This window comes from Reichenbachiella sp. (assembly GCF_965233835.1).
Taxonomy (GTDB): domain Bacteria; phylum Bacteroidota; class Bacteroidia; order Cytophagales; family Cyclobacteriaceae; genus Reichenbachiella.
Genome location: NZ_OZ247585.1, coordinates 470,688 through 486,198, shown reverse-complemented (window position 1 = coordinate 486,198; position 15,511 = coordinate 470,688). Strand labels below are relative to the sequence as shown.

Here is a 15,511-nt window from a genome sequence, read left to right as displayed (position 1 = left end):
TAATAATTGTATTGAGAGGGCTTGTTTTTTTAAGTTTTCAGACTATCAGTAACTAAAACTATTTAAGAACTCGATCATTTCAGATTTGAAGTCAGGTAGATCTTTGCCATAGTCTACGTACTGCATCAGCTTCTGGTCCATGTCTACCATCTGCTGCTGGAGCTCGGTGTTTTGGTTTACAAAAAGAAACTCCAATTCAGGCTTTAGCTCTTTGAGTACGTCCACAATGTCCAAAACCGAAAGGTTCCTTTCAGCTACATTGTATTCTCCGGCAGGCACCTCTTTTTTGATTACATCTTCCAAAATATTGGCAATGGAATTGACATGAACAAAAGCACGTTGCTGGTTGCCATTGCCGTTGATCTGAAGTCTGCCGTTGAAGTTACATTCAAATACAAACTTATTGATCACAGCATCGAAACGCATGCTGCGGCTGTAGCCGTACACATTCCCACACCGAAGTACAATCGGGTTTCTCTCTTTACTCAACCGCTGAATGTGTTCTTCCCCTCTTTGCTTCGAGATCGCATAGTAGGAAGAAGGGTTCAGGGCATGGTCGTCTTTGATGGGCTCATCGTCAAAACCATACACGCCCATGCTACTGAGGTAAACTACTTTTTTAACATCACTTTCTTCGATGGCGTATGTCAACTCTGCCGTTCCCCAGTTGTTGATTTGTTCATAGAAGTGAAGATTCACATTGGCAAATGGTGAGGTCACCTTTGCGGCCAAATGAATGACTACATCGATACCTTCCATGGCTTTTTTCAAGCTTCTGGAATCTAATAAATCACCTTTTACAAACTCAATGGCAAAAGGGTTGATAAACTTATCTCCTAGAAATAAGTTGTAATTGCCCCGCATCAAATTGTCATATACGACAATTTTCTCAACTTCTTTATTGCTGCTAAGATTCTTGATTAATCGTGTGCCTATATATCCGGCTCCGCCGGTAATTAATACTTTCATTTCTTCTAAATCTAAATAGGTGGTTATTTACTGACTAGTTCGGTATGAAGGCCGCATTCAGTTTTGTTCATTCCATACCAACGGGCCTCACGCTCCATCATTTCGAGACTTGGTTTTCGAGTACATGGTTCACAACCAATACTGCTATAACCCTGAGACTCTAATGGATGCTTAGGCAGCTTATATTCTCGGATATAATCAAAGATCATTTTGTTGGTCCATTCGAGCATAGGGTGAAAGCGAACTGAGTCAAACTTTGACTTCTCTTCTACTTTCATTTTGGCACGGTTGGCATTTTGATCTCTACGAATACCATTAATCCAAATGTCGTAATCCGAGAGTAGTCGATCCATAGGCTGCACCTTGTTGTAGTAGCAACATCTATCCGGGTCAGACGCAAAAAGCAATTTGCCTTCACTGTCCTTCTGCAAACTCTTTGGCACGTCCGGTTTGATCTCGATCATGTTGAGTCCAAACTCCTCTGCCAACTGGTCTTTGTAGGCCATCGTCTCTGGAAATAAAAAGCCAGTATTCAAACAGTATACAGGAATAGATTTATCGATTCGGCTCAACAAATGGAGCAGTACGATACTGTGGGTTTGAAAAGAAGAGGTGGTAAATAATTTTTTACCTTCCTCCTGATACTTTATGATATGACTTTTTATTTCATCAAAATCCATCGAGACAGGTATTTAAATAAGTTGCGAAGATATATTAAATGCACTAATTAGAACTTAAAAGGCTATACTAAACCACAGAGTCCGGAATAAGGTTACAGTCTTTTCATTTTTTGTGGGTGGAAGTTTCAATATTTACAAAAGAACCATTTAGATAGAATGGCGTAACATTGCATTATGAGAGCAGCCGTTTATAGAGTAGAGCATTTCAATGCGGCACATCGCCTGCACAATCCCGAATGGAGTGATGACAAGAACCAATCGGTTTTTGGCAAGTGCAACAACCCCAACTATCACGGACATAATTATAATCTTGAAGTTGGCCTGTTTGGAGAAATCGACCCCGATACCGGTTATGTTTACGATTTGAAGGTGTTGAGCGATTTGATTAAAGAAAGAGTTTTGGATCGTTTTGATCATAAAAACTTGAATTTGGATGTGGCTGAATTCAAAAACCTGAACCCAACAGCGGAAAATATAGTTGTAGTAATCTATAATCTGCTGCGCAGCGAAATTGATGAAAAATACGATTTGAAAATAAAGCTATATGAAACAGAAAGAAACTATGTCGAATACCCCATCGGATGATGTGATCGATGATTTGGATCATGTAGCGACTTCATTTGATACACCGCTCAGAGCAGATGCTTTTGAGATGGATGATGACTTGAAGATTGAATTGATCGCCAAACACTTCAAAGAAATCATGCAAGTGTTAGGTCTGGACCTGACAGACGACAGCCTCAACGGAACACCAAAACGAGTGGCCAAAATGTATGTGCAAGAAGTATTTAGCGGGCTGAATCCGAAAAACAAACCACATGCTCGACTGTTTGAAAATAAATTTGGATATGATCAGATGTTGGTAGAGAAGGACATTACTTTCTACTCCCATTGTGAGCATCATTTTGTTCCAATTTATGGAAAAGCTCACGTAGCATATATCTCAAGTGGCAAAGTCATTGGCTTATCCAAGATCAACAGAATTGTGCAGTACTACGCCAAACGCCCTCAAGTGCAAGAGCGTATGACGGTACAAATCGCCAATGAGCTAAAGAAGGTATTGAAAACAGAAGATGTGGGGGTAGTAATAGATGCCAACCACATGTGTGTTTCGTCTCGTGGGGTGGGAGATACCAATAGTAAAACAGGAACCGCTCATTTCAGTGGGAAATTCACCAATGAGGACACCAAAAAAGAATTTCTTAACTACATCAATACACCGGCTTAATCCAAATGAAAACCAACATTGATTCTATCAAATCCATTTTTTCCAGAGACCTGACTAGCCTTGAAAAAGAGATCCGTTCTTATACCAATGAGAAAGACATTTGGAAGCTAGAAGCAGACATTAAGAATACTGCTGGAAATCTAACTTTGCATATTTGCGGGAACCTTCAGCATTTTGTTGGAGCTGTAATTGGTGAGGATGGCTATGTTCGAGAGCGCGAACAAGAGTTTGGCAAGAAAGATGTTTCAGCAGCTGATTTGCTCGCTGAAATTGAACGGACGAAAAGCGCTATAACTTCAGCACTTGATCGATTATCAGACCAAGACTTGGAAAGCACATATCCAATAGAAGTGTTTGGCAAACCGATGACTTTTTCTTATTTTCTAATTCATTTAACTGGTCACCTGATGTACCACCTCGGCCAGATTAATTACCATAGACGTCTATTGGCGTCTTAACGCCAATAAGCTATGTACAAAGTCACCAAACCTACGCTTCTCCTTGACAAAAAAAAGGCCATTAAGAACATTAAAGCAATGGCTCAAAAAGCCAAGGCTTCTGGTGTCAATTTTCGTCCACATTTCAAAACCCATTTTTCCAAAGAGATCGGAGAATGGTATCGTGAGCAGGGTGTAAAAAGAATTACGGTATCTTCAATCGACATGGCTGTATATTTTGCAAGTCATGGTTGGGATGACATCACTATAGCTTTTCCAGTGAATATTTTGCAAATAGATGTGTTGAAACATCTGGCAAAAGTAGTGCAGCTAGGATTGGTGGTCGACTCACATACTGCTGTTGAATCTATCAATGCTGAAATTGAGAGTCCAATTGATGTATACATCAAAATAGATACGGGTTACCACCGTGTTGGTGTTTGGCATGAAAACACAGAAGAGATCAAACAGCTCGGGGAAGCCATTGCCGAACCTCATCAGTTCAAAGGATTATTGGCCCACTTCGGTCACACATATTCCAAAACGAAGAAAGAAGAAATACAATCTATCTATAGCTCTGGACTAGCAGCTCTAAATAGCCTGAGAGAAGAGTTGGACAAGAATCTGAAGATTTCAATAGGCGACACGCCTTCCTGCAGTCTGATAGAAAAATTTGAAAATGTAAATGAAATCCGTCCAGGCAATTTCATATTCTATGATGCGATGCAAGCGCATATAGGTTCTTGTCAATTCGAAGATATTGCCGTATGTCTGGCTGCGCCTGTTGTAGCTGTTTATCCCGAACGATCAGAAGTGGTCGTGCATGCTGGTGCGGTGCATTTGAGCAAAGACAAACTGGATGATGAACAAGGCACTTACTTTGGAAAAATAGTCGCATTGGAAGAAAAAGGCTGGTCAGCTCCTCTCAAAGGATACCGCGTAATTGGCCTTTCGCAGGAACATGGAAAAATCTCTTTGCCAAAAGATCAAATAGAAAAAATAGAGGTAGGTGATGTACTTGGCATCATACCTATTCATTCTTGTCTGACCGCTAATCTGATGAAAGAGTATTTGACGCTAAGAGGAGAGAAGATAGGGACGATGCATCAATAACATCAATCCAGCATATTATTATCCAATAAAAACTGAAGTGTTTCACAGGCAGCCTCGTCTACAGGCTTATAGTAGACACCGATTTCGTGGCGGCTTTTTTTGTTGTCAAATTTTAGTTCTTTGTCGACATTTTCGACTACGAATTTTCTGGAAAAGCCTTTAGTAAAGCCAAAGAAATAGAGCATTTTGGTAGGAAACAATTTCCTTGGAAAAGGAAAGGTCTCACCAAACTTCGCATGCAACGTGTTGGCTATGTCGAGCATAGACTTGGTCTCACTAATCAACATGAATCGGCCTTCTGCATATTGATCTTGCGAGGCAAAGATATGAGCCTGAGCCACATCTCTCACATCAACAAAACCATACTGAACATTGGGGACACCTGTTTTATAGGTTCCGTTGGCTATTTTCCTTATAAAATCGAAACTCCCTGATTTGCTGTTGTTGGTTAGTGATGGGCCTAGAATGATCCCCGGATTCAAAGCAACCATTTTCCATCGACTTTGCTCGTCATGAATTCGCCAAGCCTCCCGCTCTGCTACAGTTTTTGAGAAGGCAAGTGGTTGGTGTTTGAGGTTGCTGGATTTATTCCAATATTCTTCTGTAAACGTGTGCTCTTTGGTAGTAGCAATATCAGAAATGTCGCCATATATGGCCGATACCGCACTCGTGAATATCACTTTTCTTACGGAAGAGATTTTGTTGACCATCTCAAGTACATTTCTTGTGCCTTCAAATGAAGGGTCAATGAGTTGTTTTTGCGGATCTTTGATGCCACTCAGAAGATATGGAGAGGCGGTATGAAACACTATGTTGCAACCATACATAGCGGCTTTGAAACCATCTGGTTTGAGTAAGTCGGCTTCAAAAATATCAAGTGTTCCCCTTGAGTTTTCTGCTATTTTTTGGAGGTGCTTGTATTTGTCTTCATTGTTCAAATCACGAATAGTGATACGAACCTTGTATCCATCTTCTAACAGGTATTTTACCAGCCAAGACGCCATAAATCCAGCTCCGCCAGTGACCAAAACGGGTAGTTCTCGACAGAGAATATGGGGGTTAATTTCTTCTTCTTCGACCTGTTGTAGCATTGAAGTCAAAAATTAACGATAAGCGAAGAACATTCCTAATGTTATTCGGTTAGAAACAAAAAAAGACAACCAACTGGTTGTCTTTTAATTTTTTACTTGTTTGACTTAACAGTCAAGGTAATCATCGTAAAAGTCCTTTGAGTCTTCAAGAGAATCGATTAGATCGTCTATATCATCTTCATCTGCACAGTCCCTGTTGTCTTTAATCCAGTCTATGAGTGCATCATATGCGTCTTCACAATCATCGCAATCTTCATCTTCAATGCATGCTTCATAAATATCATCATCAAAGTCTTCAAATTGTTCTTCTAGTTCATCATCACTTGGACAATCATCATCGCTACAGCTAGTAGTAAACATCAAAAAGCCAAATAGACTTAAAAGCAGTAATAAATTTTTCATGGTTCGTAATTCGTTCGATTAAAAGATTTGACTAACAAAAGAACGGGATAATTGAGAAAAGAGGAATACCAAGAAATAAGTAAATTCTGGATATACTTTAGGGAATGGGTAAAAAATGGACAGCACAAAGTCTGCCCAGATTTAGCTGTCAATAAAATTATTCACATTGATCTTGGACATCATCCAATGCGTCTTCTAACTCATCAATAAAGTCCTCGATATCATCCTGATCTACGTCCTCTATCTCTGATGCACAGTCTTTATTATTCTTTAGAAAGTCGATATAATCCTCTATGGCATCTTCACAATCATCACAGTCCTGATCAATGAAACATGCGTCATAGTAATCATCATAGAAATCTTCATCTTGGTCTTCAAGTGCATCAACATCGCAATCATCATCACCACCGCATGCAGTGGTGAACAGAAAAAAGCCCAATAGGCTAAATAGGAGGATTAAATTTTTCATGGTTTAAGCGTTTAGTTCAAGAATGGGTCTACTTAAAAATATCGATTTTATGGCAGAATTGGAAGATAGCTTGAAGGACTTGGATGTAATTAATGCGAGTTTTTCTAAAATTGCATGAAAGATCAACTATAAAGGAGTAGTCCTGTATAATAGCTCAAAAAAACATGATCAGTATATTAGAAAAAAAGGTTAGGAACTTTGGCCTTTTAAGTTTAGCGGTATTATTCACAATAGCCTGTCACCAACAAAACAAGAACAAGGTATCCCCAGCCGAGTTGATGAAGTCTCGGGAGATAAGGAAAGTGTCTGAAGCTGAAATTCTGAAAAAGGGCGGAGAAATTGGGCACGAAATATTGGAGTTGGTGCAAGCGATAAGTGCTACAAATTTGATGAAAGACTCTGCGCTTTGTGAAATAAGCGAGTGGAGGGATTTGGATTCTTTGGAGTCTGCCTATCAAGTAGAAATCCAAAAAGTCAATGTGGAATTTCCAACTAATTCGGAGCTTGACTTACAATTATTGTCTGCTTATCAATACAACTTAGAAAATAATCTAGACCCTACCCCCTCTGTTCAAAAGCTAGATGCTCAATCGGTGCTCTATGCTTACCCAATAGATGCTTCAAGCAATATTTATAAATATTGTTTGGACAGTGTCCAACGAAAACAAGCTGAAATGTGGAGCATCAAGATTCCTATCAAAGAGATTATTAATAGACTTTAAAGTCTTCTCTTATCAACTAAAAAACCTACGCCAACAGCGATCAAAACTACTGGCCAATAATCTCTAAACCGAATATCAAAGTACTCCGGAAGCCAGAAGATCATACCAAGGGCAATAAAAAAAAGGCCACCTCGTGCATTCCCGGATAGAAATTGATAAAGTCCTATCAAGACGAGTACCATTTGCCAGGTAAAGAAGTAGTATGGAATTTCCCATGGTAGCAGCCCAAGGTTATCCAAAAGAAATAAAACACCAATCAGAATAAAGATGGCACCGAGAGAAGTTCGTTTGTCGCTATGGGTCATGATTGTTTTTGAAGTTAAGTTAAAAAAAATAGCGAAGACTTTGGTCCTCGCTATCTCTCTTAAACTTTTCAGAAGTGCCAAACTTTGGAAAAGCTGTATCTATAGATTTAACATTATTTGGAAGCAACCACTTTTACATCCAAAGTAAACTCATTTGAAATGGCTTTGTCACCCAAATCATCAAAGAAACTTGGCGATCCATATCTTACATCATATTTAGTTCTGTCTACTGTGATTTTAGCAGTAGCAGTTGCTTTTTCATCCTGAACATTTAGTTCAGCAGAAAATGTCACAGATTCAGTTTTTCCTTTGATGGTTAAGTCAGCTGTAACCTCATACTTTCCTTTTGCAGATTTTTTCACATCAGTGATTTTAAGCGTAGCAGTCTGGTAAGTTTCTACGGCGAAGAAATCGTCAGATTTCAAATGACCTTCCAATTTTGCTCTCCACTCTCCTTCGATGTCTGTGTTGGCAATAGTGGTCATATCAATTTCAAAAGATCCTCCTTTCAACTCAGAACCGTCGATTTCTAAAGAACCTTTCGAAATTTTTACAGTCCCTGTATGTCTTCCGCTCACTACTTTAGTGGCAGTCCACACGACGCTACTTTCTGATACATTCGTTTCATAAGTGGCAGTTGTTTCAACAGGATTAAAATTCAATCCAATAGCTAATAATAATACGTTTAACATGTTTGATAAATAGTTTAGTAAAATATATGTCTATACAATAGTTGTAATTACAAATTTAACGACCGTTGAATTATAAGGTTCTGATTTTATAAGTTTTTTTTCAAATTCTTAATAATTACAAATAAGATTTTGAAATATTCAATAAAGCTGCTTGGAGATAACTAATTAAATAGGACGAACGTATAGTTGAATCAAATTGGCTTATCTTTGCAATCTTAAAACAATACACACTAGATCAAAACAAAAATGACGAATACAGTATTAGCATTTGGGATGCCTGGCGGATGGGAACTTGTAATTATAGTTTTGGTTATTATACTTCTCTTTGGTGCGAAAAAAATTCCTGAATTGGCTAAAGGTTTAGGAAAAGGAATTAGAGAATTCAAGGATGCGTCTAAGGAAATCAAAGACGAGATTCAAGAAGGAATCAAAGACGACAAAGAATAATTTTGAATACATACGATTCATTGTCTCGAATTCAATCAGACATTGATTCGGGCAAAATAGACTGTGTAGGGTTGGTCAACCACTACCTTTCCAACATTCAAAAACATGAACACCTCAATGCTCTTACGGCAGTTTATGCCGATGAAGCATTAGCTGCAGCTGCGACAGTACAGCAAAAAATCAAAAACGGAACTGCAGGTCGATTGGCTGGCATGGTTTTCACCATCAAGGATGTCTATTGTCATGAAGGGCATAAACTCCAGTGTGGTAGCAAAATTCTAGAAGGTTTCAAATCACAATTCACAGCTACAAGCGTTCAGCGATTGTTGGATGAAGATGCTATTCTAATAGGTAGAAACAACTGTGACGAATTTGCCATGGGCTCGTCTAATGAAAACTCAGTTTTTGGACCGACTATCAACGCCGCAGGAATGAATCGTGTGCCCGGTGGATCATCTGGTGGTTCGGCAGTAGCGGTTCAGGCAGATATGTGTTTGGTTTCCATAGGCTCTGATACCGGAGGATCTGTACGTCAGCCAGCCGCCTATTGCGGTATTGTAGGTTTCAAGCCCAACTATGGAAGAATTTCAAGACATGGCCTATCGGCTTATGCCAGCTCTTTCGATTGTGTGGGAATTCTCGCTCATTCTATAGACGACACAGCATTGACTTTAGAGATCATGGCAGGGGCAGACGAATATGACACTACTGTCTCTCATACTGAGGTACCGGCTTATTCTAGTAAAATAGATTGGAATGGAAATGCCAAAATAGCTTGCTTTGACAATACCCTTTCTCATGACGGTATAGATGAGGAAATAAAATCAGCGACTAACCAAGCCTATAATAAACTTCAGGGATTAGGCCATAGCGTTGACCATTTAGGGTTTGATTATTTAGATCACGTATTGCCTACTTATTATATCCTGACAACAGCAGAGGCTAGTACAAACTTGTCTCGATACGATGGTGTTCGCTACGGATACAGAAGTGAGAACGGCCATGACTTGGAATCCATGTACAAAAAATCTCGTTCAGAAGGATTTGGTGCTGAGGTAAAGAAAAGAATACTGCTCGGGACATATGTGTTGAGCGAAGGTTTCTACGATGCCTACTTCACCAAGGCTCAAAAGGTACGAAGGCTGATCCGTGATGAAACAAAAAAAATCTTTGAGAATCACGACTTCATTATTCTCCCAACGGCTCCTACTACGGCCTTTGAGTTGAACAGCCATGATCGCGATCCGCTAGAGATGTATCTAGAAGATATCTTTACCGTTCAGGCTTCCTTAGCCGGATTACCAGCCATTTCACTTCCCAATGGAAACGATAAAAATGGTATGCCTATTGGAATTCAGGTGATTGCTAATACTTTTGAAGAAGAAAAGCTGTTATCTTTTTCAAAGTACTTGGTAGATCACGTACTGGCCAAATAAACAATGATCAAAAACATACTTCTTATTCTTGGGCTTATTCCCTCCTTTCAGCTCTTAGCACAAAAAGATGCTACATTGGATCAATTTCCAGAAGCTCCTTACGAGCTAATGGAAGATCGTTTGAAATGTGTGGAAGGAAGTATTCCATTGGTATTCAATGATAGAATCAAATCTTTCATTGACTACTTTACTATTCGTGACAGAGAATATACGAAATCTGTTTTGGCGAATCGAGACCTCTTCTTCCCCATTTTTGAAGAAGCATTGGCGGAAAGGGGAATGCCAGATGAATTGAAGTATTTGTCTATTGTAGAATCGGGTCTGCGCCCAAATGCCATGTCTCGTGTGGGTGCAGCAGGTCTATGGCAATTCATGCCAGCTACCGGAAAATCGTACGGACTATCCCAGTCCTGGTATATCGATGAACGAATGGATCCTTACGAGGCCACTCAAGCGGCCTGCAGATATTTGAAAGCCCTTTACAACATGTTTGGAGATTGGGAGTTGGCATTGGCCGCTTACAATACGGGCCCAGGCAATGTGAGAAAGGCCATTCGAAGGTCAGGATACAAAAAGACATTTTGGGAAATCTATCGTTATCTCCCTAGGGAAACGCGCTCGTATGTACCTCAATTTGTGGCTATGATCTACACGCTCAATTACCTCGATGAGCATAATTTTATCCTAGACGAAATTGATATGAATTATCAAGTCGCTCACGATACAGTTCACGTGAATGGCTATATGCACATGGAAACGTTTGCCAACCTCGTAAATCTTTGCGTGGATGATCTTATTTCTCTCAACCCTCATGTGATTCGAGGTGCCACACCAGATGGCACATTGAATTTTCCACTTAGGGTTCCAGTAGATTTGGCCGAAGGTATCAGGATGAATCGCATGACTATATTGGACTCTGCCAGTAAGGTAGGTAAGAAAGAATTAGAGTATTTGGCACGAAATTCACCAGGTAGTACCTATGGCCGCACACGACAGATTTATCGAGTTAGAAGCGGAGACGTGTTGGGCACCATTGCGCAACGTTATCATGTCCGGGTATCAGACCTCAAAAGGTGGAATAACTTAAAAAGCAATATGATCCGCGTTGGGCAGCGATTGAATATCTGGACATTGCCACATTACTCTTCAAAAACTAGAGAGACATATGTGGTGAAAAACGTTCCAAAATCGGTTCCAGTGGTGGCTGGCGGGACTTACCATTTGGTGAAATCCGGAGAGTCCCTCTGGAGTATTTCGAAGCTTTATGAGGACTTGAGCATTGAAAAAATCAAAAGATTGAATAACCTCACTTCATCCAATATCAAGCCAGGGCAAAAATTATTGATTAATATGTGACTTTTGGCAAAAGCCGGATTAGTACTAAAAGCATTTAATTTCTATGACATTAAGGAACGTACAAAACCTTTTCATTTTACTGATCATTTTTTTAACGGCAAGTTGCGGTTCGGACGCTACTAAAAATGGGGGAAGTAAATCTCACCTACCAGTGGCACGAGGTGAAGCCAATGCCATTCTTTGCGTGATGGACACCACCCAATGGAACGGACCAGTGGGTGAAGCACTCAGAGATATTTTTTCAGATTATGTTCCTGGTTTGCCTCAAGACGAGCCTTATTTCAAGTTGAGAAACATCAATCCATTGAAGATGAATAACATTCTCAAAACAGGCAAGTCTATGATTTTTGTGAGTACCATGGACAATCATGGAGCTCAAAGTAGAGCCATGCAAAATTATTTTACCTCTTCGTCTTTAGAGAAAATTTTAAAGGACACTGCTTTATATAGATTGCCTCAAAAGAATCAATTTGCTCGAGGACAAGAGATTTTGCACCTTTTTGGTCAGACGGAAAAGCAGCTAATCGATCACCTCAAAAGAGATAAAGAACTCTTGAGAAACTATTTTCTGAATATTGAGAACAAGAGGATTTCCAAAGCCATTTTTAAGGTGCGTGAAAAGCAGATTGAGAAAACACTAAGAGAAACACATGGTTTTGATGTTCAGGTGCCCTATGGCTATGATTTAGCAAAGAACCAAAGAGACTTCGTTTGGATCAGACTGCTAGATCCAGAATACGAAAAGAACATTTTTGTTCATTACAGACCTTTCAATACCAGAGCGCCCTTTGAGGATGTCTTGGTATTTCGAGAAGAAATTACATCATCCTATATGCGAGATGTACAGAAACCTGATATTTTCATGACCCTGCAAAACGAGAACATGAACATTCGAGAGGCCAACTTCAAAGGAAAATATGCGAAAGAAGTAAGAGGTTTATGGAAGCTCAGCGATATTTCGGGAGGCGGACCTTTTGTGAGCTACGTCTTCGTAGATGAATCTCAAAAAAGGCTTTACTATTTGGAAGGCTACGTGTATGCCCCCTCTAAGGATAAGAGGGAATTTATGCAAGAGATGGAAGTGATTATTAACACTTTCCGTTCGGGTAAAGAATTGAAATAATTGCCTTATTTTAAAGACACCAGAGCTGCATAACATAATACCTATTTTCTAGCTCATTTCTCGTAGAATTTAAGCAATTTTGAAGCTTGGTTTTTGCCCATTTAGCATTGCCCCATGTGCTCAAAAGCCATCAACATGATTAATCCACGAATTCTACTATGAGTTTAAAAATAAGAAAGAAAGACGCACTAGATTTTCATTCAGAACCTATACCAGGAAAGATAGAGGTTACCCCTACAAAACCTCTGGCCACGCAGCACGATTTGGCCTTGGCATATTCCCCTGGTGTAGCAGAACCGTGCCTTGAAATAGCAGAAGAAAAAGAGAAGGTATATAAGTACACAGCCAAAGGAAACCTGGTTGGTGTGATTTCCAACGGAACGGCAGTTTTGGGCTTGGGAAACATTGGTCCTGAGGCTTCGAAGCCGGTGATGGAAGGTAAGGGTGTACTATTCAAAAAATTTGCAGGGATTGATGTTTTTGATATTGAAATCGACGAAGAAGACCCGGATGAATTTATCAAAATTGTAAAGTCTTTGGAGCCAACATTTGGCGGAATCAACCTTGAAGATATTAAGGCACCTGAAAGCTTTAAGATAGAGGGAGAACTTCGTGAAAAGATGAACATTCCGGTCATGCATGATGATCAGCATGGTACAGCTATTATTTCCAGTGCGGCTTTATTGAACGCACTTGAAGTGGTGAAGAAGAAAATAGCGGATATTAAAATTGTTGTAAACGGTGCTGGAGGAGCGGCTATTGCCTGTACGGACTTGTATGTCAAAATGGGTGCCACCCGAGAGAACATAGTCATGCTTGATAGCAAGGGGGTAATCAGGAAGGATCGTGAGAATCTGGATGCGATGAAAGCTAAGTATGCTACCGGCAGAGATATCTCAACCATATCAGAAGCAGTAAAAGATGCTGACATGTTCCTTGGATTGTCTATGGGCAACGTGCTATCCCCTGAAGACCTGTTATCTATGGCCGAAAAGCCAATTGTATTTGCACTGGCAAATCCAGACCCTGAAATTGCCTATGATCTGGCCATGTCTACGCGTGATGACATTGTAATGGCAACTGGCCGTTCGGATCATCCTAATCAGGTAAATAATGTATTAGGTTTCCCTTACATTTTCCGGGGAGCATTGGACGTAAGAGCCACGGCTATCAACGAAGAAATGAAATTGGCGGCCGTACGAGCGCTGGCCGAAATGACTAAATTGCCGGTTCCTGAGATTGTGTCCAAAGCCTATGGCGAGAAATCGATCAAGTTTGGCAAGGATTATTTGATTCCCAAACCGTTAGACCCAAGGCTAATTGCCAATATCTCCTCTGCCGTGGCTAAAGCTGCGATGGATTCGGGAGTAGCTAAAACTACAATCGTCGATTGGGATGAATACAAGATTGAGTTGGAGGAGCGTGTGGGTGCTGAGAAGCGAATTATTTCACGTATCATTTCTGCTGCTAAAAAGAACCCTCAGCGCATCGTATTTGCTGAAGCAGATGAAGAAAAAATCCTGAAAGCGGCACAGCTTGTAGCTGATGAAAAAGTGGGAATCCCAATCTTATTGGGTAACGAGAAAAAGATTAAACGCCTGATAGGGGAGTTAGATCTTGATTTGGATTGTACCATCATTGATCCATTTTATCAGGAAGAAAAAGTTGACTCCTTCGCTAATATCTATTTTGAGAAGAGAAAGCGAAAAGGAGCGACTGTTCAAGAGGGGCGCCATCAAATGCTCGATAGAAATTACTATGGTGCAATGATGGTCGAAACAGGAGAAGCTGATGCGCTTATTTCGGGTTTGAATAGTGATTACCCAAACACCATTCGACCGGCGTTACAAATCATAGGTATTGAAGAAGGTCTAAAGCGAGTGGCAGGTATGTATATTGTCCGAAACAAGAAAGGTACCTTCTTCTTAGCTGACACTACCGTAAATGTGAACCCGGATGTGGATGCATTGGTGAATATTATTGAGTTGACGCATAGGGCGGTTAAATTCTTCGGGTTTGAACCGAAAATGGCTATGCTTTCTTATTCAAATTTTGGTTCTGCCAAAGGGGACGTGCCAAATAAGACAGCTAAAGCTGTTCAGATTGCTAAGGAAAAATGGCCTGAGATGATCATCGATGGTGATATTCAGGCAAACTTAGCCATGAACAAAAAAATGCTGGCAAAAACTTATCCGTTTAGTGATTTGGCTGGACATCAGGTTAACACATTAATTTTCCCTAATTTGTCCTCAGGAAATATTGCTTACAAACTGCTCATGGAAATTGGGGCAAGTGAAGCGATAGGGCCTATTCTAATGGGCATGCAGAAGCCAGTACATGTTTTGCAAACCGGTAGCTCAGTTAGAGAAATTTATAACATGGCTGCTATTGCCGTGGTTGACGCACAGGCTACCGCCAATAAGAAGAAATAAATGATTGCATATCTGGAAGGAAAATTGGTAGAAAAGGATCCTACCTATGTTATTGTGGACGTAGGAGGCATGGGCTACCAAGTCAAAATTACTTTGAACACTTTTGGGCAAATCAAAGGACTTGATGCCTGCAAGATTCATACCCACTTACATGTCAAGGAGGATGCTCATACTTTATATGGATTCTTTGATGAATCAGAACGTAAGAGATTTTTACAACTGATTTCTATCTCGGGAGTGGGACCTTCTACCGGATTAATGATATTGTCTTCTCTTTCTCCTGAAGAGATCCATTCTGCGATAGTAAATGGTGATGTAAAAACCATTAGTGGGGTGAAGGGAATTGGCCAAAAGACTGCTCAGAGAATCATACTTGAGTTGAAGGATAAAATGAGTAAAGAGGAGCTGGAAGGTGCTTCTCCTGTGATATCACTTTCTTCGGGCAATACGCTCAAGTCGGAGGCGTTATCCGCACTGACAACTTTGGGAATAAACAAGGCAGCAGCAGAAAAAACGATTGATAAAATTATGAACGAAACCGCGGAGCAAGTGAGTCTAGAGGAATTAATTAAATTAGCCCTGAAAAGGGCCTAAATCAGCAACAACAGA

Annotated in this window: 18 protein-coding genes; 11 read left to right on the top strand and 7 right to left on the bottom strand. The window is 40.2% G+C overall.

Features of this window, described 5'->3' with window-relative positions:
- Positions 1 to 45: 45 nt before the first annotated feature.
- Together ACO6S2_RS02040 and ACO6S2_RS02035 are read right to left on the bottom strand one after the other, a co-directional pair.
- Positions 46 to 969 (bottom strand): NAD-dependent epimerase/dehydratase family protein, encoded by a 924-nt coding sequence (locus ACO6S2_RS02040; protein ID WP_422360849.1) that lies wholly within the window; start codon positions 967 to 969, stop codon positions 46 to 48.
- Between the two features lie 23 nt (positions 970 to 992).
- Positions 993 to 1,649, bottom strand: coding sequence for a phosphoadenylyl-sulfate reductase (locus ACO6S2_RS02035; RefSeq protein WP_318169841.1), 657 nt, complete (start codon positions 1,647 to 1,649; stop codon positions 993 to 995).
- Between the two features lie 174 nt (positions 1,650 to 1,823).
- On the opposite strand from ACO6S2_RS02035, the gene ACO6S2_RS02030 reads away from it, so the two are divergent.
- Genes ACO6S2_RS02030 through ACO6S2_RS02015 form a run of 4 tightly spaced genes read left to right on the top strand, consistent with a single transcriptional unit; the run spans position 1,824 to position 4,427 of the window.
- Complete coding sequence (locus ACO6S2_RS02030) at positions 1,824 to 2,234, top strand: 6-pyruvoyl trahydropterin synthase family protein (RefSeq protein WP_422360848.1); 411 nt, start codon at positions 1,824 to 1,826, stop codon at positions 2,232 to 2,234.
- Positions 2,194 to 2,877, top strand: a complete 684-nt coding sequence (folE, locus tag ACO6S2_RS02025; RefSeq protein ID WP_422360847.1) for a GTP cyclohydrolase I FolE — start codon at positions 2,194 to 2,196, stop codon at positions 2,875 to 2,877. The genes ACO6S2_RS02030 and folE overlap by 41 nt, the downstream gene beginning before the upstream one ends.
- Positions 2,878 to 2,882: 5 nt before the next feature.
- Positions 2,883 to 3,335, top strand: a complete 453-nt coding sequence (locus ACO6S2_RS02020) for a DinB family protein (protein ID WP_422360846.1) — start codon at positions 2,883 to 2,885, stop codon at positions 3,333 to 3,335.
- A 12-nt stretch (positions 3,336 to 3,347) separates the two neighbouring features.
- Positions 3,348 to 4,427: an alanine racemase gene (locus tag ACO6S2_RS02015; protein ID WP_422360845.1), complete on the top strand. Its 1,080-nt coding sequence runs from the start codon at positions 3,348 to 3,350 to the stop codon at positions 4,425 to 4,427.
- Positions 4,428 to 4,429: 2 nt separating this feature from the next.
- Here ACO6S2_RS02015 and ACO6S2_RS02010 read toward each other — a convergent pair whose 3' ends face one another.
- The 3 genes from ACO6S2_RS02010 to ACO6S2_RS02000 form a co-directional block, all read right to left on the bottom strand.
- Entirely contained in the window at positions 4,430 to 5,518 is a 1,089-nt protein-coding gene (locus tag ACO6S2_RS02010) for an NAD-dependent epimerase/dehydratase family protein (RefSeq protein ID WP_422360844.1), read from the bottom strand.
- A gap of 105 nt (positions 5,519 to 5,623) precedes the next feature.
- On the bottom strand, positions 5,624 to 5,920 hold the full coding sequence (locus ACO6S2_RS02005; protein WP_422360843.1) for a hypothetical protein: 297 nt from the start codon (positions 5,918 to 5,920) through the stop codon (positions 5,624 to 5,626).
- Positions 5,921 to 6,077: 157 nt separating this feature from the next.
- Positions 6,078 to 6,389, bottom strand: a complete 312-nt coding sequence (locus ACO6S2_RS02000) for a hypothetical protein (RefSeq protein ID WP_422360842.1) — start codon at positions 6,387 to 6,389, stop codon at positions 6,078 to 6,080.
- 164 nt (positions 6,390 to 6,553) lie between these two features.
- Between ACO6S2_RS02000 and ACO6S2_RS01995 the strand changes: the two genes are divergently transcribed.
- On the top strand, positions 6,554 to 7,111 hold the full coding sequence (locus ACO6S2_RS01995; RefSeq protein ID WP_422360841.1) for a hypothetical protein: 558 nt from the start codon (positions 6,554 to 6,556) through the stop codon (positions 7,109 to 7,111).
- Here ACO6S2_RS01995 and ACO6S2_RS01990 read toward each other — a convergent pair.
- A complete protein-coding gene (locus ACO6S2_RS01990) occupies positions 7,108 to 7,416 on the bottom strand; it encodes a LiaF transmembrane domain-containing protein (RefSeq protein ID WP_422360840.1) in 309 nt (102 codons plus the stop codon). The genes ACO6S2_RS01995 and ACO6S2_RS01990 overlap by 4 nt on opposite strands.
- A 113-nt stretch (positions 7,417 to 7,529) precedes the next feature.
- Positions 7,530 to 8,108 carry a YceI family protein gene (locus ACO6S2_RS01985; RefSeq protein WP_422360839.1) on the bottom strand — a complete coding sequence of 193 codons (579 nt, stop codon included), beginning with the start codon at positions 8,106 to 8,108 and terminating at the stop codon, positions 7,530 to 7,532.
- Between the two features lie 246 nt (positions 8,109 to 8,354).
- Between ACO6S2_RS01985 and tatA the strand changes: the two genes are divergently transcribed.
- The 6 genes from tatA (at position 8,355) to ruvA (ending at position 15,496) form a co-directional block, all read left to right on the top strand.
- On the top strand, positions 8,355 to 8,555 hold the full coding sequence (gene tatA / locus ACO6S2_RS01980; RefSeq protein WP_176214756.1) for a twin-arginine translocase TatA/TatE family subunit: 201 nt from the start codon (positions 8,355 to 8,357) through the stop codon (positions 8,553 to 8,555).
- 2 nt (positions 8,556 to 8,557) lie between these two features.
- Complete coding sequence (gatA, locus tag ACO6S2_RS01975; protein ID WP_422360838.1) at positions 8,558 to 9,991, top strand: Asp-tRNA(Asn)/Glu-tRNA(Gln) amidotransferase subunit GatA; 1,434 nt, start codon at positions 8,558 to 8,560, stop codon at positions 9,989 to 9,991.
- A 3-nt stretch (positions 9,992 to 9,994) separates the two neighbouring features.
- Positions 9,995 to 11,347: a LysM peptidoglycan-binding domain-containing protein gene (locus tag ACO6S2_RS01970; RefSeq protein ID WP_422360837.1), complete on the top strand. Its 1,353-nt coding sequence runs from the start codon at positions 9,995 to 9,997 to the stop codon at positions 11,345 to 11,347.
- 43 nt (positions 11,348 to 11,390) lie between these two features.
- Entirely contained in the window at positions 11,391 to 12,470 is a 1,080-nt protein-coding gene (locus ACO6S2_RS01965) for a DUF4837 family protein (protein WP_422360836.1), read from the top strand.
- A gap of 158 nt (positions 12,471 to 12,628) precedes the next feature.
- Entirely contained in the window at positions 12,629 to 14,902 is a 2,274-nt protein-coding gene (locus tag ACO6S2_RS01960; protein ID WP_422360835.1) for an NADP-dependent malic enzyme, read from the top strand.
- A complete protein-coding gene (gene ruvA / locus ACO6S2_RS01955; protein ID WP_422360834.1) occupies positions 14,903 to 15,496 on the top strand; it encodes a Holliday junction branch migration protein RuvA in 594 nt (197 codons plus the stop codon).
- The last annotated feature ends 15 nt before the right edge of the window (positions 15,497 to 15,511 follow it).